Raw genomic sequence first — 17,635 nt, forward strand, 5'->3', positions numbered from 1 at the left:
TCTTGATCGCTAATTTGGGGTTGCAGCATGCGGTTGGTTTTAACGCTTCTCTTCGCACTGGCGGGCAGCACGGCACTCGCTGGCTCGCCGGAGGACGATTATATCGCGGCGCGCGACAAGGCGATTGCCGACATAGCGGCACAGGCAAACGCCAACACCGCCATCGAAACCATCGATGCGCAGAACGAGAAGGCGCTGGCCGATCTGCAGCAGCGTCTCGCCGCCATTCTCGGCCCGCTTTCGGTGAAGGGTTTCCCGGCGACGGGCACCATCAATATTCAAAGCCTCAGCGCTTCCGATATCGGCTATGGCATGCTGGATGGGTTGCGGTATGCCCAAAGCGAAGACGGTCCGAGCATCGTCGCCTCGACGCGCGGGCTAACGGAGCGCTGGCTGAAATCCAAATCGAGCGAGGCGGAAGCGGATTTCAAGCTGCCCACGGACATCGGCGCGGCATTGAAGCTCGATAGTTTCTACACCCAGGCCATCGGTAGCGACGCAGCATTCTCCGGCACGCTCGACTTTCCGCTGAAGAAGCCCGACGGCGCCGACATGGCGATCGCGCGGCTCGGCGGCTGGACGCAGGATGTCGGTCCGATCTATGACCAGCATGTCGTGGTGACGGTCGTCAAAGGCGACCGCGTGCTGATCGCCGAGGCGCCAGCCTCGCCCACCGTGCCCAAGATTGCCGCCTGCGATTCAATCTGGGCAGCCGCCGACGCCGCGGCGCAGAAAGCCCAGCAGGCCGATCAAGGCTCGGATCAGGACGACGCGCAGGCTTCCGATCCCGCCAACGCCGCCTGGGAAAAGGGCGACGCCGACTACCGCGCCTGCATGGCCCAGCGCCTGCCTGGCGGCCCGTCCTTCCCGGCGCTGCTCAAGCAGGCGCAGGACCTCGCCGACGGCATGGCGGGCAAATAGCCCGCGAAGCCTATTCCAGAAAAGTACGCGGCGGTCTTTGTCAGCCCGCGTTCGCCCGCATGTTGCGCCGAGAAACGCGCCGCGCGACGGGACGCGCCGCTTCCGCGATGATCCCGTTGGTTTGAGGCGCGGCATCCTTGCGCGACCTTGCGTCGGTCACCCGATGCAGGCGCTCGTAAGGCAGCAATTCCCGGATGCGGGCGTTGAGCGCTTCGACTTCGGCGCGCAAATCCTCGCATTCCTGCTTCTGGATATCGAGCTGGATCTGTTCGGACGCCTGTTGCAGCGAAAGCCGTGAGAGATTGGTGCTGACCTCGGACAGGTTCTTCTTGTCGGCTTCGCTCTCGTCCTTGAGAACGGCAAGCCTTTTCTCCGCAATCTGGCGTTCGGTGACGGCGTCGTTCAACTGCGTCTTGAGCCTGGTGATCTCCGCCGTGGCTTCCCCATTGTCGGTCGAGGCCTTATCCAGACGCGACTGCAGTTCCTGGATCTCGGCACGCAAACCGCGCATTTCTGCCTGGCTGCGCGCCAATTCGGCGGTGCTGTCGCTCTCGGCGATCCGCGCCGCCTCGACGGTTTCGGCAAGCTTGGCTTGCGTCGCCTCCAGGGCTTTCTGCAGCCGAGTCTCTTCCTTTTCATGATTGCCGAGTTGGGCCATCAGCTCGGCAATATGAGCGGTTTCGCTGGCGTGGGTCGCCGCGAACTCATCGAATTTGTGCCTGGCCTCCGCTTCGCGCTTTTGCGCCTGCTCCAGATCGACCGAAAGGCCGACCTGCTTTTCACGCAGCAGCTTGTTCTCGGCGCCGCGCCTGTCGACTTCGACGGTCTTGGCGGTCAGGGCTTTGACGATCTCGCCGAACTCCGTCTCGCGCCTGGCGGCCTCATTGCCCATCTCCACCAGTTCCAGGCGCACGGCCGCCAGTGCCGAGCGCAGTTGCTCCCGGTCCTGGACGAGACTCGCCTCGCGCTGTTGCCAGGCCTCGGCCGCGCCGTCACGTTCCCGCTGCTTGCGGGCGGCATCGAGCAGTTGTTCGGAGAGCGCCTTGCGCTCGGTGGTGAGAGCGAGGTTTGCCAGCTCCAGCTCGTTGGAGCGCAAAACGTCGCGATGGAAGACGTTGAGGACCTCACGCGTCATATGATGCGCGGTGGCGATCTCCGCCAGCTTCGCCTCGATCTCCTGCAGATGCCCCTGCCCGTCGCGGAAAAGCCCGGCCACAGCCTCCAGCGCGGCGAGCCGTGTCTGGGTATGCGGCGTCAGCCGCGACGAAGCTGCGTCGGGATGCTCTTCGGGCGGCGGCGGATTCTCGTCGCTTGCCACCAGTTCCTGGCCGGCAACGGTATCCTCCTCCGACGGCGGCCGTTCATCATCTTTAAGAACGTCCTCGAATGCTTCCGCCAGATCCGATTGGAGTTCCTGAAATTCCTTGTCGACGTCCTCGGCCCGCTTAATCAGAGACTTGAAATTCATCACGGCACATCCCTTACGCTCGACGACACATCTTTTACGCTCGCCCCCGGGCGTACTTAACGAATTGCTAATCTATCCCCTTACCTTCCGTTCGGGAAGCCTCTGCAAAGGAAACCAAAATTAACGTTATCGTCGGTCCCATCTTGAGGGGACCGGCCGCCAGATGATTCCTCTTCGGCTCCTAAAACACGCTGGTTTTCTCTCGAGGTAGGCTCTGAAAGCATGCGCCAAAAAAGGGAAAGACAGCGAGCTGCTTGTCATCATTCACATGAGCGATGCAAAAACTTCAGGACGGAAAAGTGGAGCTCCCGTCGCATAATTTTCTCTATTGTCAGCCGATCGCGAAGAGCTGCGCTGCGCGGGCATCCGGTCGCCGTGGCTCTCATGGATTGCGACGCGGGAGGCGTATCGGCCGACCTCCCGCGTCGATGCATCAACTCTTGATGTCGATGCGCTTGACCTGCGACTGCGCCTTCTCGCTCTTCGGCAAGGTGACGGTCAGCACGCCGTTCTTGAAGCGGGCATCCACCTCGTCTTCCTTGACCTCATAGCCGACCGGGATGCGGCGCTCGAAGCGGCCGTAATAGCGCTCGGAGAACTGCCTGTCCTTGTCCTCCGTCTCGGAGCGCTTCTCGCCTCTCAGCGTCAGCACGCCGTCGTCGAGCAGGACCTCGATGTCTTTCTGTTCGAGGCCCGGCACCTCGGCCATCACCTTGATCTCCTTCTCGCCGTTGGAGATCTCGACGCTCGGCCAACCGGCGCCCAGGGCGGAAACACCGCCAAAAGACGGCGACCGGCTGTCGAAGCCGCGGAAAACGTCGTCAAACAAGCGGTTCACCTCGCGATGCAGCGACAGGAACGGATCGCGCTCACCGTCGCGGAATATGCTTGGAAGCTGGTTGCTGTTGCTCCGGCCCCAGGGAATCAGATCACGGACACTCATGGTTTCGCTCCTTTCTGTTCATCGGCTTGAAAGGCTCCTACGGGCCGGGCAGTGCCCGGCGCGTAGCTCGGATGCGCTCACAGGACGGCCGTCAGGCGGCGTGCTTCTCGGCTTCGATCTTCTTTGTCGTGCCTTTGAGCGTGGCGCTGTCGGCTGCGATGTCGATCCGCCGCGGTTTCATCTCTTCCGGGATCTCGCGCTTCAGATCGATCGTCAGCAGCCCATTGACCAAGCTGGCGCCAACGACCTTGACGTGGTCGGCAAGCTCGAAGCGTCGCTGGAATGCGCGGCCGGCGATGCCACGATGCAGGTACTCACCCTTGTCCTCGCCGGCTTTCTGGCCCGAGACCATAAGCATGTTCTGCTCCTGGGTAATGGCCAGTTCATCCTGCGAGAATCCGGCCACCGCCATGGTGATGCGGTAGTCGTCTTCCGCGGTCTTGGCGATGTCGTAGGGTGGCCAATTGTCGACGGTTTCGATCCGGCTCGCCGTTTCGAGCGCGTTCAGCATTCGATCGAAGCCTATGCTCGACCGGAACAGGGGACTGAAGTCAAACGTGGTTCTCATAGCTACATCCTCCATTGAGCAACATAGATACGAGGGGCGCCAAGGAAGCTGTGCCCCTTGACCTGCCGGTCTCTCTCAAGCACCGGCACAATCGATCTGGGAATTCGACGCGGGCACGTCAAGACCCCGCCCGAAGCGCCTTCAAGGCCGTGAAAAAGTCAGCCTCTTCGTCTGCATGCAGGCAGGCAAATCATGAATTGAAGGCGGCCGTACAAAACGACCGCCTTGAGGAGCTGATTTCAATGGATCGCGATGATCCCGTCGACGACCCGCCATTCCGATGCCCTGATGAGCCGATGGTGGGCGACGCGGACAGAATGCAAGGCGCCAGCCAGCTCGCGCTCCCAAAAGCCCAGAAAGCCCCTCAGCACGGGGAAATCCGGGGCAAGATCATAGTCCTGCCAGACGTAAAGCTGGAGCAGGCTGGGATGGTCGGGCAGATGATAATGGATCTCGGCAGTGGTCAAGCCATAGCCATTCATCTGCAAGCGGAATTCCCTGCTGACCGCTCTCGCCATCGCCTTCGGGCCCTCACGCGCTCAGCCGGTCGACCAGCTGCCGGTGGTCGTCACCGGCAGGGCCGCCAGGCGGCGGGGCTAGCGCATCAAGCCGACGCAGCGCATCCATGATGTCGTCGAAGGAGACCGGCCGCTCGGTGCCCGGCGGCTGGCGCAGCGCCGGCATCGATTCCACGGCGCAAGCGTCGGATGCCCAGGACGAAAGGATCGCCCGTTTTTCCCATATGTCGAGCGAGCTGTCCTCCAGCACATCCCGCGGATGCTGAAAATGGCTGGCCGGCGAGAGCAGCCGGTCGAGCGAAAGGTCTGATATTTCGGGAGCTAGGGAAGGAATGATCGGCGAAAGCGTCTGTCGGTCCATTTCTGTCCTCCGTCTCCAAAAAACTCCTTGTTTCGGGTTCCAGTTTCTCAACGGTCCCGGCGCTGCCGGGCGCCGATAATCTTGTTCAACTCAATCGCGAATTCAAGCCTCTCCGTTATCGGAACGGTCCAATTTACCGCATGTTTTCAGCGCGCTAGCACTCAAGGGTCGAGAGTGCCAAAAAATTTTCGGCACCCCCTTGAAAGTAGAAGAAGGCAAAATTAGTTCGACATGCGCGCGATGCCGAAAGGGTCGCGCGAGCCCCGCTCCGGTCCTACCGGTCCGGAGCGGAGGGACCTCTCGCAATCTGTTTGTCCTGAAGGAGAACGATATGACGTTCCGTCCACTGCATGACCGCGTGCTCGTGCGCCGCGTCGAGGCCGAAGAGAAGACGGCCGGCGGTATCATCATCCCCGACACTGCCAAGGAAAAGCCGCAGGAAGGCGAAGTCATCGCCGTCGGCCCGGGAGCCCGCGACGAGAGCGGCAAGCTCGTGCCCCTCGACGTGAAGGTCGGCGACCGCATCCTGTTCGGCAAGTGGTCCGGCACCGAGATCAAGCTCAACGGCGAGGATCTGCTCATCATGAAGGAAAGCGATGTGATGGGCGTGATCGAGCAGGCCGCGACGCTGAAGAAAGCCGCCTGACCGGGGCTTCGATCGAACCGCAACCCAGTCAATGAAAGCTGCCTAAACAAGGAGTGATCCAATGGCTGCCAAGGAAGTCAAATTCCATTCCGACGCCCGCGAGCGCATGCTGCGCGGCGTCAACATCCTCGCCGACGCGGTGAAGGTGACCCTCGGCCCGAAGGGCCGCAATGTCGTGATCGATAAGTCGTTCGGCGCCCCGCGCATCACCAAGGACGGCGTCACCGTCGCCAAGGAGATCGAGCTTGAGGACAAGTTCGAGAACATGGGCGCGCAGATGGTCCGCGAGGTCGCGTCGAAGACCAGCGACATCGCCGGCGACGGCACCACAACGGCCACCGTGCTTGCTCAGGCGATCGTTCGCGAAGGGGCCAAGGCCGTTGCCTCGGGTATGAACCCGATGGATCTGAAACGCGGCATCGACAAGGCGGTGGATGCGGTCGTCGCCGAGCTCAAGGTCAACGCCCGCAAGATCACCAGCAACGACGAGATCGCGCAGGTCGGCACCATCTCGGCCAATGGCGATGCCGAGATCGGCCGCTTCCTGGCCGAGGCTATGGAAAAAGTCGGCAACGAAGGCGTCATCACCGTCGAGGAGGCCAAGACGGCCGAGACCGAGCTGGAAGTCGTGGAAGGCATGCAGTTCGACCGCGGCTATCTCTCGCCCTATTTCATCACCAATCAGGACAAGATGCGCGTCGAGCTCGAAGAGCCCTATGTGCTGATCCACGAGAAGAAGCTCAGCAATCTTCAGGCCCTGCTTCCCGTGCTCGAAGCCGTGGTCCAGTCCGGCAAGCCGCTCCTGATCATCGCCGAGGATGTCGAGGGCGAGGCTTTGGCCACGCTGGTGGTCAACAAGCTGCGCGGCGGGCTGAAAGTCGCCGCCGTCAAGGCGCCGGGCTTCGGTGACCGGCGCAAGGCCATGCTGGAGGACATCGCCATCCTCACCGGCGGCACGGCCATCAGCGAGGATCTCGGCATCAAGCTGGAGAACGTCACGCTAGAGATGCTCGGCCGCGCCAAGAAGGTCGCGATCGAGAAGGAAAACACCACCATCGTCGACGGCGCCGGCAAGAAGGAGGAGATCCAGGGCCGCATCACGCAAATCAAGGCCCAGATCGAGGAGACTACCTCCGACTATGATCGCGAAAAACTGCAGGAGCGGCTCGCCAAGCTCGCCGGCGGCGTTGCCGTGATCCGCGTCGGCGGCGCGACGGAAGTCGAGGTCAAGGAGAAGAAGGACCGCGTCGACGACGCGCTGCACGCCACGCGCGCCGCGGTAGAGGAAGGCATCCTGCCCGGCGGCGGCGTTGCCCTGCTCAGGGCGGCCAAGGCGCTCGACGCGGTCGCCGTCGACAACCCAGACCAGAGATATGGGGTCGATATCGTGCGGCGCGCGATCGAGGCTCCGGCGCGCCAGATCGCCGAGAACAGCGGGTCGGAAGGCTCGATCATCGTCGGCAAGCTGCGCGAGAAGACCGAATTCGCCTATGGCTGGAACGCCCAGACCGGCGAATATGGCGACCTCTACAAGCAGGGCGTGATCGACCCCGCCAAGGTCGTGCGCACTGCGCTGCAGGACGCCGCTTCGGTCGCCGGTCTGCTCGTCACCACCGAGGCGATGGTGGCCGAGAAGCCGAAGAAGGAAGCCGCTCCGGCCATGCCGGCCGGTGCCGGCATGGACTTCTGAGACGCCGACGGGAGCCCGCTTCCGGCAACGGGAGCGGGCGTTTCGAAACGCACGATGGGAGGCCCCTTATGGATATGATGAGCGGGGATGGCTCGGTTCCCGCGCCGACGCATCCGGCAAGCGAATTCCTCGCCTATGAAGCCGAATGCCGGAGCGCGCTGAAGCCGCTGCTGACACGCTTGCTCGACACGGCCGAATCCGCTGGATGGAACCGGCGGACGGTCGCCTCGACGCTGATGTTCCTCGCCGCACAGCAGGTATCGGCGGCGGAGACATCCGCACGCGGCTGAGCCAAATCGGGCACCGCTTCCAAGGCGGGGTCCATACGATCGCGGAACGGACGAGGATTGCCATGATTGCGGGACGATTGCGGGAATGCCTGAGAACCTTGCGATGGGACGCCGCCGCCCTCGCGCAGGAGCTTGGCTGCGCCAGAAACGACGTGGCGCGCTGGATCGAGGGGCGCGCGCCGGTACCGCTGGCGGTCGCCGCCTGGATCGAGGCCCTGGCCAAGGCGCATAGCGCGCTGCCGCCGCCGCGCCTGAACCAGCAGAGTCCAGCGGCCCTCACCACTCCGGCGGGCCCGGTGGTTGTGCAGGCCTTCACCGGCATCGGCCAGCGGCCGCACGGCATCGTCCTGCAAGCCCCCTACCCGCGCCGGCATGTGCTCGCCGGGACCGTCGGCCTTCGCCCCGGCGCGATGGGCATCCATCCGAAAGAGGGTCCAGACCATGAACCACGACCGCTTTGAAGAGCCTGTCACTGTCCTCGTCGGCATGGGCTTGCCGGTGCGGCTGGAGACGGTGGCGGAAGCCTATGCCCTGCTGCAAGATTGGCCCGCGGCGAGCAGGAGCAGCGCATATGCGATCGCGCTCAACGCCTGCAGAGCCGGCATTGCCGGCGAGATCGACGCGGAAACGGTGCGGGCAACCCTTGTTGCCTTCGCCCGCCGCCACGATATTCTGGCGCCGGACATGGTTTCGCTGGCGCCCGCAGCGCTGGCAGGGCGCGCGTCCACAAGCAATAATGGCTGAAGATTTGAAACCCGGCGCGTGCTGGCGCGGCGGACAAAATAACCTAACCCAGGAATTCTGAATGACGACGGACACCAAGGCGAAGGAAACCAGGACATTCGAGGCGGACGTCTCGCGGCTGCTGCATATGATGGTGCATTCGGTCTATTCGGACCGCGATGTCTTCCTGCGCGAGCTGATCTCCAACGCGGCGGATGCCTGCGAGAGGCTGCGCTTCGAGGCGGTGAGCCGGCCAGAGCTTCTGGGCGACGATGCCAAGCCGCGCATTACAATTGCCGCCAATCCGGACAACAAGGAGCTTTCGGTCGAAGACAACGGCATCGGCATGAGCCGCGACGAGATGGCCGAGGCGCTTGGTACGATCGCGCGCTCCGGCACGCGCGCCTTCATGGAGCGCGTCGAGGCGGGTAAGGCGGCGGAAGACACGCAACTCATCGGCCAATTCGGCGTCGGTTTTTACTCGGCCTTCATGGTCGCCGACCGTGTCGACGTCATCAGCTGTCAGGCCGGCAGCGACGAGGCCTTCCGCTGGTCATCCGACGGCAAGGGCACCTATGAAATCGCGCCGGTGCCGCTCGAGGCAGCGCCCAAACGCGGCACGCGCGTCGTGTTGCATCTGATGGAAGACGCCTCTTCCTACGCCACGCCCTATCGGCTCGAGGGGCTGGCGAAGTCGCAGTCGGGCCATGTGCCGGTGCCGATCACGCTCGTTGAGAAACCCGGCGCCGAACCGCGCGACATCGCCGACGGGACGGCGCTTTGGGTGCGGCAAAAGAGCGGGATCAAGCCGGAGGAATATACCGACTTCTACCGCAGCATCGCCGGCCAGTATGACGAGCCAGCCTCGACGATCCATTTCCGCGCCGAGGGCCGGCAGGAATACAGTGTGCTCGCCTTCGTGCCAGGATCGCGGCCGTTCGACCTGTTCGACCAGGACCGCAAGGGCCGCATTAAGCTCTATGTGCGCCGCGTCTTCATCACCGACGATGCCGATCTCCTGCCGCGCTACCTGCGCTTCGTGCGCGGCCTGGTCGATTCCGCCGACCTGCCGCTCAACGTCTCGCGCGAGATGATCCAGGAAAGCCCGCTGCTCGCAGCGATCCGCAAGGGCGTGACCAACCGCGTTCTCGGCGACCTCGTCAAAACGGCCGAAAACGATGCCGAAGCCTACGCCAAAATCTGGGAGAATTTCGGCGTCGTCCTCAAGGAAGGCCTCTATGAGGATTACGAGCGGCGCGAGCAGTTGCTGAAGCTTGCCCGCTTCCGTTCGACAACTTCAGGCGACGGCTGGCGCAGCCTTGCCGACTATGTCGGAGCGATGAAGAAAGGCCAGAAAGCGATCTTCTTTATGGCCGGCGACGATCGCACCCGGCTCGAAGCCTCGCCGCAGCTCGAAGGTTTTCGCGCGCGCGGCATCGAGGTGCTGTTGCTGACCGACCCGGTCGACAGTTTCTGGGTGACGATGGCGCCGGAATTCGACGGCAAGCCGTTCAAATCGGTGACGCAAGGCGCGGCAGAACTTGCCGATATCGCGCTCCCGGAGGATGCGGCGAAGCCCGACGCCGAGAGGTCATCGGATATCGCCGCCTTCCTGGCTTTCGTGAAGACGACGCTTGGCGAAGAGGTGTCGGACGTGAAGGCCTCCGACAGGCTGACGGAAAGCGCCGTCTGCCTCGTCGCGCCGGAGCATGGCCCGGACCGTCAGTTCGAGCGCCTGCTCAATGCCGCCGGCCGGCTCGACAAGGCGGCCAAGCCGATCCTCGAGATCAACCCGCGCCACGAGCGCGTGGCGGCGCTGGCGAAACTCGGCGACGAAGACAAGGCGTTCAAGGAAGACGCCGCGCACCTGCTTTACGACGAAGCGCGCGTGCTCGACGGCGACAAGCCGGCCGACGCCAAGGCGTTCTCGGCGCGGCTTGCGCGGCTGATCGATCGCGGGTTGGCAAAGGGGTAAGTGCCGGCGCTGCGCTTGAATGGCTTGCCAGCGTCCAGCCGTAACTGGACGCTGGCACATTCGCAGCAGGCCTCCAGGCTTTATCGTGTTCCTCGCGAAATGAGCGGCAGGAGCCTCCGATGAAGCGTATCGTTCTGGTCAGGCACTCGGAAGAACCAGGCGACGATCACGTCCAGACGACTCTGGAGGCCAATGGCCATGCAATCGCGACCGCGATGCCGTTCAAGGGCGAACCGATCGATCTCGACACTGCCGACGGTGCAGTGATCTATGGCGGTCCGTTCAACGTCTTCGACACCGACAAGCATCCGTTCCTGGACGACGAAGCCGCGCTGATCGAGCATTGCCTGGATAACGACCTGCCGCTGCTCGGCATCTGCCAGGGCGCGCAGCAGATCGCCTGGCATCTGGGCGCCGATGTCGGGCCGGTGGAAAGCGGCATCAGGGAATTCGGCTATTTCGAGATCACGCCGACGGCCGAGGCCGGCGACTTTCTCGACCGGCCGCTCTTTCTGCCGCAAAACCATTTTCATACGTTCGCCCTGCCGGAAGGCGCCGTGCATCTCGCCTCGAGTGAGATGTTCCCCAATCAGGCGTTCCGGATCGGCGAGAAAACCTACGCGCTGCAATTCCATGCGGAGCAGGGTCCGGCCGGCTTTCGGCGCTGGCATGAACGGCAAGGCGCGCCCTACGGAACGCTCGGAGCGCAGGACCGGGATAGCAGGACCGGCTGATGGAAGCCCACCACGCGGCACAGCATGCCTGGTTCAGCGGCTTCGTAACGAAACTTTTCGGCTGAAAAGCGGTCCCTACCCCCTCAGCCCCGGCGCCTCCTGGCCGGTGCGGGCGACATATTCCGTATAGCCACCGCCATAGGTGTGGATGCCTTCGGGCGTCAGCTCCAGCACGCGGTTCGACAGCGCGGCGAGGAAATGGCGGTCATGCGAGACGAAGAGCATGGTGCCTTCATATTGCGACAGCGCCTCGATCAGCATCTGCTTGGTGGTGATGTCGAGGTGGTTGGTCGGTTCGTCGAGCACCAGCAGATTGGGCGGATCGAACAGCATCAGCGCCATCACCAGCCGCGCCTTCTCGCCGCCGGAAAGCACGCGGCACTTCTTTTCGATCTCGTCGCCGGAAAAGCCGAAGCAGCCGGCCAAAGCGCGCAGCGGCGCCTGGCCCGCCTGCGGGAAATTGTCCTCTAGCGTCTGGAAGACGGTGCGCTCACCATCGAGCAGTTCCATCGCATGCTGGGCGAAATAGCCCATCTTGACGCTCGGGCCGCGCGCAACCGAACCCTCGTCCGGTTCGGAGGCACCGGCCACCAGCTTCAAAAGCGTCGACTTGCCGGCGCCGTTGACGCCCATCACGCACCAGCGCTCGCGGCGGCGGATCTGGAAGTCGAGGCCTGAATAGATCGAGCGGCTGCCATAGGATTTGTGGATGCCCTTCAGCGTCGCCACGTCCTCGCCGCAGCGCGGCGCCGGCTGGAATTCGAAGGCCACCGTCTGGCGGCGCTTCGGCGGCTCGACGCGGTCGATCTTGTCGAGCTTCTTCACCCGGCTCTGCACCTGCGCCGCATGGGAGGCGCGCGCCTTGAAGCGCTCGATGAAGGCGATCTCCTTGGCCAGCATTGCCTGTTGGCGCTCGAACTGCGCCTGCAGCTGCTTGTCGGCCAGCGCACGCTGCTCCTGGTAGAATTCGTAATTGCCGGAATAGGAGGTGAGCGCGCCGGCATCGATCTCGATGATCTTGGTGACGATACGGTTCATGAACTCGCGGTCGTGCGAGGTCATCAGCAACGCGCCATCATAATCCTTGAGGAATTTCTCCAGCCAGATCAGGCTTTCGAGGTCGAGATGGTTCGACGGTTCATCGAGCAGCATGACGTCGGGGCGCATCAACAGGATACGGGCGAGCGCGACGCGCATCTTCCAGCCGCCGGAAAGTTTTGAAAGGTCGCCGTCCATCATCTCCTGGGAAAAGCCGAGGCCGTCCAGCACCTCGCGCGCGCGGCCGTCGAGCGCATAGCCGTCGAGCTCCTCGAAACGGTGCTGTAACTCGCCATAGCGCTCGATGATCTCATCCATCTCGTCGGCGCGGCCGGGATCGCCCATCGCATGCTCGAGCTCGCGCATTTCGGCAGCGACCGCGCTTACCGGCCCGGCGCCTTCCATGACCTCGGCGACGGCGCTCAGGCCGCCCATGTCGCCGACATCCTGGCTGAAATAGCCGATGGTTACGCCGCGATCGACGGAGACCTGTCCCTCGTCCGGCTGCTCCTCACCGATGATCATGCGGAACAATGTCGTCTTGCCGGCGCCGTTCGGACCAACGAGCCCAACTTTCTCGCCCTTCTGCAAGGCGGCCGAGGCTTCGATGAAGACAATCTGTCGGCCGTTCTGCTTGCCGATATTTTCGAGACGGATCATGGGGCGGGAAACTGCGCTGAGATGGCGGGATTTGCCCCGGGGCATACGCGAATGAGGGTGCGGAGGGAAGAGGCAGAAGCGCCGCATACCGCGCTCGGCTATTCCTTCGAGGCAGAGCCCAGCCGCGGTAAAATTGATTCGCGTCGCCGACAGATCGAGCGCTTAGTGCTGGAGCCAACCACTTGATGGCTCTGGCAAGGGAGGTCCAACTATGGCCATGTACCTGACGCGCTTCAGCTACACGCCCGAGACATGGGCGCGAATGATCGAAAACCCGGAGGATCGCCGCAGAGCAGCCAGCTCATATATAGAATCGGTGGGCGGAAAGCTGCACGGGTTCTGGTACGCGTTCGGCGAACACGACGGCTGGAACCTGTGGGAGGCGCCGGACAATGTTTCGATGGCGTCCGTCGTGCTCGCCATCGGTGCCGGAGGGGCACTCAGTTCCTGCGAGACCACCGTCCTCCTCAGCGTCGAGGACACGATGGACGCGCTGGGCAGGGCGAAATCGATTCGTTATCGGCGGCCGGGAGCGTAGCGGCGAAAAAACGCCGCCTCGGGGAGTGTCACCTCGCGTCATGGAAGATGATGCCGAGCGTATGTCGCCTGCCCGAGCGCAGCCGGCTGACGCCGTGGCGCAGGTTGACGCGATAGTAACCTCGCGTGCCCTCCACCGGCCGGTTGTGCACGGCGAAGATCACCGCATCGCCGCGCTTGAGCGGCACCACCTCTGCGCGACTCTGCATGCGCGGGCGCTGCTCGGTGAGCACGAATTCGCCACCGGTGAAATCCTCCCCGGGTTCGGACAAGAGGATCGCCACCTGCAGCGGAAAGGCCAGAGCGCCGTAGAGGTCCTGATGCAGGCAGTTGAAGTCGCCAGGGCCGTATTGCAACAGAAGCGGAGTCGGTCTCGTCTGGCCTTCGCCGTGGCAGCGCTTCAGGAAGGCGGCGTGGTCGGCAGGATAGCGCTGGGCAACCCTCATCTTCTCGTTCCAGTCATTGGCGACCGTGGCGAGGCGTGGATAGAGGGCTGAGCGCAGGCCTTCGATCAGGTCAGGCAGCGGATATTTGAAGTAGCGATATTCGCCCTTGCCGAAGCCATGACGCGCCATCACGACCTGGCTGCGGAAATGCTCTTCATGCGGATAGAGGGCGGCGATATCGGCGCATTCGTCCGCCGACAGCAGGCCGGACATGACCGCGCAGCCATGGGCATTGAGGTCTGACACCAGCGCGCGCCAATCCTGCGCCGCGACGCGGGATTCAGCGGAGCGGCTGGCGCGCCTGGTGTTGAGGGAATGGATGGTCATGCGTTGGCTCCATCGCTTGCTTGTCCCGAAGATGGGGCGCGCAGCCGGAGCGAACCACCCGTTTCATGACAAGGTGGGGAGGCGCTGGAGCGCTAATCTCCCTTGCGGGGGAGATCAGCAGCTTCACCGCTTGCGATATGCCTCCAGCTCCGGATCGAGATCCACCTTGACCGCATTGGTGAACACACAGGTCGCCACCATGATGCCGGCGAAGGCGGTGAGGTTGACCAGCAGCGTCTCGTCATAGCGTGCTTTGAGCGCGGCTCAGGTTTCGTCTGGAACGGCGTTGGCATCGGCGGCGACCAACTTGCCGAAGCCAATCAGCAGCGCCTCGTCGGCGGTAGGCTCGATCGCTTCGGGGTCGAGCCCGCTGTCGATCAACGCGCGGCGGAAGAAGGTCACGGGGATCTCGGCGCGCATCGTCCCGGCGATCGCCTTCGAGAACAGCCAGATGGCGCGGTCGTCGAGCGTGGGCTTGAGAAGGTCGCGCAGCGTGAACCATTCGGCGTAGATGCGATGCGCGGCCGGCGAGTGAAGCAGGATGCGTTTCATATTGGTCATGCGGCCGCGCAACGCGAGCTCTCGGTCGTGCTCGGCGCGGATGTCGTCCGAGGCGGTCGCGTAGTCGATGGGGGATAGATACGCCATCGCGCTCACCCCAATGTCGCGTGCAGCGCCGGCGCGCCGCGCAGCGTGTTGGAGACGGTGCAGATGTCTTCCGCGTCCGCCAGGATCCGCTCTTTCATTGCGGCATCGAGGTCGCCGGTGATCTCCAATCTGACGATGAATGTTTCGACCCGCGACGGCTCATCCTTCGCCTTGTCGCCGCTCACATCCGCCCTTACCTCGCCGAGCCGGTCGGCGACGCCAAGGCGGGTGGCGGCGATGCGGGCGCTGAGCACCATGCAGGCGGCCAAAGAGGCATAGAGCAGGTCGAGCGGGCTGAAGCCGGGCGCGCTGACCTGCGTGACCACATCGACGGTGCCGCCGGTCGGCGTCGTGACCGCTGGCAGGCCGCCCGGCGGCAGGACGGCAAGCGCGCTGGCGTTGCGGGTGCGTAGCTTCAGGTCAGTCATTGCGTTCCTCGTCAGATCGACGACCATCATTAGCGGACGATGAGTGAGAAGGACAATCGCCACGGGCCGGCGCTGCCCCTCATTGTCCTGCCGGACATTTCTCCCCGTATAGTCAGGGAGAAATGGCTTGTCGCGCGCGGCGGCCCTTGCCTTCTCCCCGTTCGCGGGGAGAAGGTGCCCGAAGGGCGGATGAGGGGCGGCGCGGCGTTGGCCAGTTGGCGCCTTGTCACCCATGTGAGTTCCGCCCCGGCCGAACACCGTTTCGTGAGCGAGAAGACCGGTCATCAATCCGTTGCACTCGATCCCTACGTCGCGGATGATCGGGCAAAAGAAATCAGGGATGCCGCCCATACGATGAAAAATCATGCGGTCGCCCTTCTGGCGGCCTTGATAGTCGGCTTTACCGCGCCTGCCAACACCGCGGAGCCGTCCAGCGTTCATCCAGGCCCCATGTCGCGCCAGGAGGCGTTTGCGCGCGCCGAGGCGCTGACGGCGCTGGGGCGGCAGATGTTTTTCGATCCGTCTCTCTCTGCATCGGGCAAACAGGCCTGCTCGTCCTGCCATGATCCCAACCATGCTTTCGGCCCGGCCTCGGCCTCGCCGGTTGAAATGGGCGGAGCCAATCTCGACCAGCCCGGCGTTCGCGCCGTGCCGTCGCTGCGCTACCTGCAGGCGGCGCCGGCCTTCACCGAGCATTTCTACGATTCCGAGGACGAAGGCGACGAGAGCGTCGACAATGGCCCGACCGGCGGCCTGACCTGGGATGGCCGCGCCGACCATGGCAAGGACCAGGCAAGGATCCCGCTGCTCTCGCCCTTCGAGATGGGCAACAAGAACGCGGCCCAGGTGGTCGCCAGCCTGCGCCAGGCGCCTTATGCCGACGCCTTCAAGGCGGCCTTCGGGGCCGATGTCTTCGATCATCCGCAGGACGCCTTCGACGCCGCGGTCGAAGCGCTCGGCACGTTCGAGCAGAGCAGCGCCGATTTCTATCCTTATTCCAGCCGCTACGACGCCTTCCTCGCCGGTAAGGCGCAGCTCTCCGCGCAGGAATTGCGCGGCCGCATGCTGTTCGAGGATGAGGCGAAGGGCAATTGCGCGAGCTGCCATCTCAGCGAACCGGCCAATGACGGCGAGCCGCCGCAATTCACCGATTATGGCCTGATCGCCATCGCCGTTCCGCGTAACCCGGCGATTCCCGCCAATGCCGATCCCAACTATTTCGACCTTGGCCTGTGCGGCCCGCTGCGCGCCGACTTCAAGGGCCGCGCCGAATATTGTGGCCTATTCAAGACGCCGACATTGCGCAACGTGGCGCTCCGGAAAAGCTTTTTCCACAATGGCTATTTCCACACGCTGCGCGAGGCGGTGGCCTTCTATGCCAGCCGCGACAGCGACCCCGGGCGCTGGTACCCAAAGAAGGCCGATGGCACCGTCAACAAATTCGACGACCTGCCAAAGGCTTACTGGGGAAACCTCAACACCGACCCGCCCTTCAACGGCAGAAAGCCCGCCGACAAGCCGGCGCTGACCGACGCCGAGATCGACGACATCGTCGCCTTCCTCCGCACGTTGACGGATGCGGATCAGACGGGACAGTAGTCCAAACTGCCAGGACACATCGTTGGGACGCAACATGCGGCGATCCCAGTCGGCGCCCGGCTATCCACCTCAATTGTGTGCCAATGTGAGCCACATCATAGCAACGTCATTCCTCGTCTGCTATATGTCAGCCACCCTTCACGGGACGGGGGTCTCGAATGAGGTTCATCGCGGTGCAGGAGCCGCCCGGCAACAGCTGGGCGGTGTTCGATGCGGGCAATGGGGCGCCGGCCGAATATGCCGGCCGGGTGCTGATCGGCCTGACATCCCGTGAAGCCCGCTGGTTCGCCACCATGGGCAACGACCACACAGCCCTGCCGCAATACAGCGGGCCGGTCGCGTACCTGCGACTGGTCCGCACGACCCAGGAAAGGTCCGGTCAAACAGGCAATTAAGAGGCCGTGCTGCCAGATTGATTCAGGCAGGGCTGCTCGAGCAGGTTTGCCGTTTCCCTGGAACGGCGGGCCGCTCCGGTTGCTCATTGCGCCGGCGCGTAGCGGCTCACCACCATGCCGCTGGCATAGGGCTTCGAGCCGAGGAGCTTCAGCCTGCCAAATCCGCCCTTGTCGAAGATGCGGCGGCCGCTGCCCAGAACCGCCGGATTGATGAAGAGCTGGTACTCGTCGACAAGGGCAGCGGCAATCAGCGCCGAGGCGAAGCCGGCGCCCCCGAACACGGCGATGTTGCCGCCCTCGCCTTGCTTCAGCCTGTGCACCTCGCTCGGCAGGTCGCCGCTCACGACACGCGTGCGCTCCCAGCGCGAAGCCTCGAGCTTGTCGCTCGCCACCACCTTGTCAGCCTCAACGATGCGCCGCGCGAAGGCATAGAAAGGGTCCTTCGGATACTTCTTTGCCGCGTTGCCCCAGTGGGTCAGATAGCCCTCCTCAACCATCTTGCGGCTCAACAGGATGGTGTCGATGGTCTCGAAAATGGCGTTGAAATCCTGCTTGAGTTCCTCGTCCCAGGCGCTGTCGTCGCCCCATTCCCAGAGCTGCCACCGACGATCCTCACCTGCGCCGACGAAACCGTCGACCGACATTTGCATCTGCAGGATGAGCTTTCTCATTTCGGTCTCCTCTCAAATTGATTTACTTTTGGAACCATTTGACGCGACA

The 17,635-nt window shown here is 63.5% G+C and carries 20 protein-coding genes and 1 pseudogene; 11 read left to right on the forward strand and 10 right to left on the reverse strand.

What is annotated here, in order from left to right:
• Positions 1-27 precede the first annotated feature (27 nt).
• Positions 28-921, forward strand: coding sequence for a hypothetical protein (locus O7A05_RS16715; protein WP_337094146.1), 894 nt, complete (start codon positions 28-30; stop codon positions 919-921).
• A gap of 40 nt (positions 922-961) precedes the next feature.
• Here O7A05_RS16715 and O7A05_RS16720 read toward each other — a convergent pair whose 3' ends face one another.
• The 5 genes from O7A05_RS16720 to O7A05_RS16740 form a co-directional block, all read right to left on the reverse strand.
• Positions 962-2,389 (reverse strand): coiled-coil domain-containing protein, encoded by a 1,428-nt coding sequence (locus O7A05_RS16720; protein WP_337094147.1) that lies wholly within the window; start codon positions 2,387-2,389, stop codon positions 962-964.
• Between the two features lie 433 nt (positions 2,390-2,822).
• Entirely contained in the window at positions 2,823-3,332 is a 510-nt protein-coding gene (locus tag O7A05_RS16725) for an Hsp20/alpha crystallin family protein (protein ID WP_337094148.1), read from the reverse strand.
• A gap of 91 nt (positions 3,333-3,423) precedes the next feature.
• Positions 3,424-3,900: an Hsp20 family protein gene (locus O7A05_RS16730; protein ID WP_337094149.1), complete on the reverse strand. Its 477-nt coding sequence runs from the start codon at positions 3,898-3,900 to the stop codon at positions 3,424-3,426.
• A 239-nt stretch (positions 3,901-4,139) separates the two neighbouring features.
• A complete protein-coding gene (locus O7A05_RS16735; protein WP_337094150.1) occupies positions 4,140-4,418 on the reverse strand; it encodes an usg protein in 279 nt (92 codons plus the stop codon).
• A gap of 13 nt (positions 4,419-4,431) precedes the next feature.
• A complete protein-coding gene (locus O7A05_RS16740; protein WP_337094151.1) occupies positions 4,432-4,779 on the reverse strand; it encodes a hypothetical protein in 348 nt (115 codons plus the stop codon).
• 331 nt (positions 4,780-5,110) lie between these two features.
• Here O7A05_RS16740 and groES point away from each other — a divergent pair, with 331 nt between their 5' ends.
• From groES to O7A05_RS16775, 7 genes are all read left to right on the forward strand, one after another.
• Entirely contained in the window at positions 5,111-5,425 is a 315-nt protein-coding gene (gene groES / locus O7A05_RS16745) for a co-chaperone GroES (protein WP_337094152.1), read from the forward strand.
• A gap of 61 nt (positions 5,426-5,486) precedes the next feature.
• Positions 5,487-7,115, forward strand: a complete 1,629-nt coding sequence (gene groL, locus O7A05_RS16750; protein WP_224513211.1) for a chaperonin GroEL — start codon at positions 5,487-5,489, stop codon at positions 7,113-7,115.
• A gap of 68 nt (positions 7,116-7,183) precedes the next feature.
• Positions 7,184-7,405, forward strand: a complete 222-nt coding sequence (locus tag O7A05_RS16755) for a hypothetical protein (RefSeq protein ID WP_224585424.1) — start codon at positions 7,184-7,186, stop codon at positions 7,403-7,405.
• 62 nt (positions 7,406-7,467) lie between these two features.
• Positions 7,468-7,866 carry a helix-turn-helix transcriptional regulator gene (locus O7A05_RS16760; protein ID WP_337094153.1) on the forward strand — a complete coding sequence of 133 codons (399 nt, stop codon included), beginning with the start codon at positions 7,468-7,470 and terminating at the stop codon, positions 7,864-7,866.
• Entirely contained in the window at positions 7,847-8,149 is a 303-nt protein-coding gene (locus tag O7A05_RS16765; RefSeq protein ID WP_337094154.1) for a DUF982 domain-containing protein, read from the forward strand. Before O7A05_RS16760 ends, O7A05_RS16765 begins: the two co-directional genes overlap by 20 nt.
• Before the next feature lie 61 nt (positions 8,150-8,210).
• Positions 8,211-10,103: a molecular chaperone HtpG gene (htpG, locus tag O7A05_RS16770; protein WP_337094155.1), complete on the forward strand. Its 1,893-nt coding sequence runs from the start codon at positions 8,211-8,213 to the stop codon at positions 10,101-10,103.
• Between the two features lie 119 nt (positions 10,104-10,222).
• Positions 10,223-10,837 (forward strand): glutamine amidotransferase-related protein, encoded by a 615-nt coding sequence (locus tag O7A05_RS16775; protein WP_337094156.1) that lies wholly within the window; start codon positions 10,223-10,225, stop codon positions 10,835-10,837.
• 75 nt (positions 10,838-10,912) lie between these two features.
• Here the strand turns inward: O7A05_RS16775 and O7A05_RS16780 are convergent, their stop codons facing one another.
• Positions 10,913-12,535 carry an ABC-F family ATP-binding cassette domain-containing protein gene (locus tag O7A05_RS16780; RefSeq protein ID WP_337094157.1) on the reverse strand — a complete coding sequence of 541 codons (1,623 nt, stop codon included), beginning with the start codon at positions 12,533-12,535 and terminating at the stop codon, positions 10,913-10,915.
• 211 nt (positions 12,536-12,746) lie between these two features.
• Between O7A05_RS16780 and O7A05_RS16785 the strand changes: the two genes are divergently transcribed.
• Positions 12,747-13,073: a GYD domain-containing protein gene (locus tag O7A05_RS16785; protein WP_337094158.1), complete on the forward strand. Its 327-nt coding sequence runs from the start codon at positions 12,747-12,749 to the stop codon at positions 13,071-13,073.
• A gap of 28 nt (positions 13,074-13,101) precedes the next feature.
• Here O7A05_RS16785 and O7A05_RS16790 read toward each other — a convergent pair whose 3' ends face one another.
• The 3 genes and pseudogenes from O7A05_RS16790 to O7A05_RS16800 form a co-directional block, all read right to left on the reverse strand.
• Positions 13,102-13,845: a 2OG-Fe(II) oxygenase gene (locus tag O7A05_RS16790; RefSeq protein WP_337094159.1), complete on the reverse strand. Its 744-nt coding sequence runs from the start codon at positions 13,843-13,845 to the stop codon at positions 13,102-13,104.
• Positions 13,846-13,968: 123 nt separating this feature from the next.
• Positions 13,969-14,493 (reverse strand): annotated as a pseudogene (locus tag O7A05_RS16795) (carboxymuconolactone decarboxylase family protein).
• A gap of 5 nt (positions 14,494-14,498) precedes the next feature.
• Positions 14,499-14,921, reverse strand: a complete 423-nt coding sequence (locus O7A05_RS16800; protein WP_337094160.1) for an OsmC family protein — start codon at positions 14,919-14,921, stop codon at positions 14,499-14,501.
• 354 nt (positions 14,922-15,275) lie between these two features.
• On the opposite strand from O7A05_RS16800, the gene O7A05_RS16805 reads away from it, so the two are divergent.
• Both O7A05_RS16805 and O7A05_RS16810 read left to right on the forward strand, forming a co-directional pair.
• Positions 15,276-16,520 (forward strand): cytochrome-c peroxidase, encoded by a 1,245-nt coding sequence (locus tag O7A05_RS16805; protein WP_337094161.1) that lies wholly within the window; start codon positions 15,276-15,278, stop codon positions 16,518-16,520.
• Positions 16,521-16,678: 158 nt separating this feature from the next.
• Complete coding sequence (locus O7A05_RS16810; RefSeq protein ID WP_337094162.1) at positions 16,679-16,915, forward strand: hypothetical protein; 237 nt, start codon at positions 16,679-16,681, stop codon at positions 16,913-16,915.
• An 83-nt stretch (positions 16,916-16,998) separates the two neighbouring features.
• Here O7A05_RS16810 and O7A05_RS16815 read toward each other — a convergent pair whose 3' ends face one another.
• Entirely contained in the window at positions 16,999-17,586 is a 588-nt protein-coding gene (locus O7A05_RS16815) for a dihydrofolate reductase family protein (protein ID WP_337094163.1), read from the reverse strand.
• Positions 17,587-17,635 lie beyond the last annotated feature (49 nt).

Source organism: Mesorhizobium argentiipisi (SeqCode) (assembly GCF_037179585.1).
GTDB classification, from domain to species: Bacteria; Pseudomonadota; Alphaproteobacteria; order Rhizobiales; family Rhizobiaceae; genus Mesorhizobium; species Mesorhizobium argentiipisi.

Coding starts and splice junctions, on each gene's coding strand:
- O7A05_RS16715 (WP_337094146.1), top strand. CDS start 28: ATGCGGTTGGTTTTAACGCTTCTCTTCGCACTGGCGGGCAGCACGGCA.
- O7A05_RS16720 (WP_337094147.1), bottom strand. CDS start 2,389: ATGAATTTCAAGTCTCTGATTAAGCGGGCCGAGGACGTCGACAAGGAA.
- O7A05_RS16725 (WP_337094148.1), bottom strand. CDS start 3,332: ATGAGTGTCCGTGATCTGATTCCCTGGGGCCGGAGCAACAGCAACCAG.
- O7A05_RS16730 (WP_337094149.1), bottom strand. CDS start 3,900: ATGAGAACCACGTTTGACTTCAGTCCCCTGTTCCGGTCGAGCATAGGC.
- O7A05_RS16735 (WP_337094150.1), bottom strand. CDS start 4,418: ATGGCGAGAGCGGTCAGCAGGGAATTCCGCTTGCAGATGAATGGCTAT.
- O7A05_RS16740 (WP_337094151.1), bottom strand. CDS start 4,779: ATGGACCGACAGACGCTTTCGCCGATCATTCCTTCCCTAGCTCCCGAA.
- groES (WP_337094152.1), top strand. CDS start 5,111: ATGACGTTCCGTCCACTGCATGACCGCGTGCTCGTGCGCCGCGTCGAG.
- groL (WP_224513211.1), top strand. CDS start 5,487: ATGGCTGCCAAGGAAGTCAAATTCCATTCCGACGCCCGCGAGCGCATG.
- O7A05_RS16755 (WP_224585424.1), top strand. CDS start 7,184: ATGGATATGATGAGCGGGGATGGCTCGGTTCCCGCGCCGACGCATCCG.
- O7A05_RS16760 (WP_337094153.1), top strand. CDS start 7,468: ATGATTGCGGGACGATTGCGGGAATGCCTGAGAACCTTGCGATGGGAC.
- O7A05_RS16765 (WP_337094154.1), top strand. CDS start 7,847: ATGAACCACGACCGCTTTGAAGAGCCTGTCACTGTCCTCGTCGGCATG.
- htpG (WP_337094155.1), top strand. CDS start 8,211: ATGACGACGGACACCAAGGCGAAGGAAACCAGGACATTCGAGGCGGAC.
- O7A05_RS16775 (WP_337094156.1), top strand. CDS start 10,223: ATGAAGCGTATCGTTCTGGTCAGGCACTCGGAAGAACCAGGCGACGAT.
- O7A05_RS16780 (WP_337094157.1), bottom strand. CDS start 12,535: ATGATCCGTCTCGAAAATATCGGCAAGCAGAACGGCCGACAGATTGTC.
- O7A05_RS16785 (WP_337094158.1), top strand. CDS start 12,747: ATGGCCATGTACCTGACGCGCTTCAGCTACACGCCCGAGACATGGGCG.
- O7A05_RS16790 (WP_337094159.1), bottom strand. CDS start 13,845: ATGACCATCCATTCCCTCAACACCAGGCGCGCCAGCCGCTCCGCTGAA.
- O7A05_RS16800 (WP_337094160.1), bottom strand. CDS start 14,921: ATGACTGACCTGAAGCTACGCACCCGCAACGCCAGCGCGCTTGCCGTC.
- O7A05_RS16805 (WP_337094161.1), top strand. CDS start 15,276: ATGAAAAATCATGCGGTCGCCCTTCTGGCGGCCTTGATAGTCGGCTTT.
- O7A05_RS16810 (WP_337094162.1), top strand. CDS start 16,679: ATGAGGTTCATCGCGGTGCAGGAGCCGCCCGGCAACAGCTGGGCGGTG.
- O7A05_RS16815 (WP_337094163.1), bottom strand. CDS start 17,586: ATGAGAAAGCTCATCCTGCAGATGCAAATGTCGGTCGACGGTTTCGTC.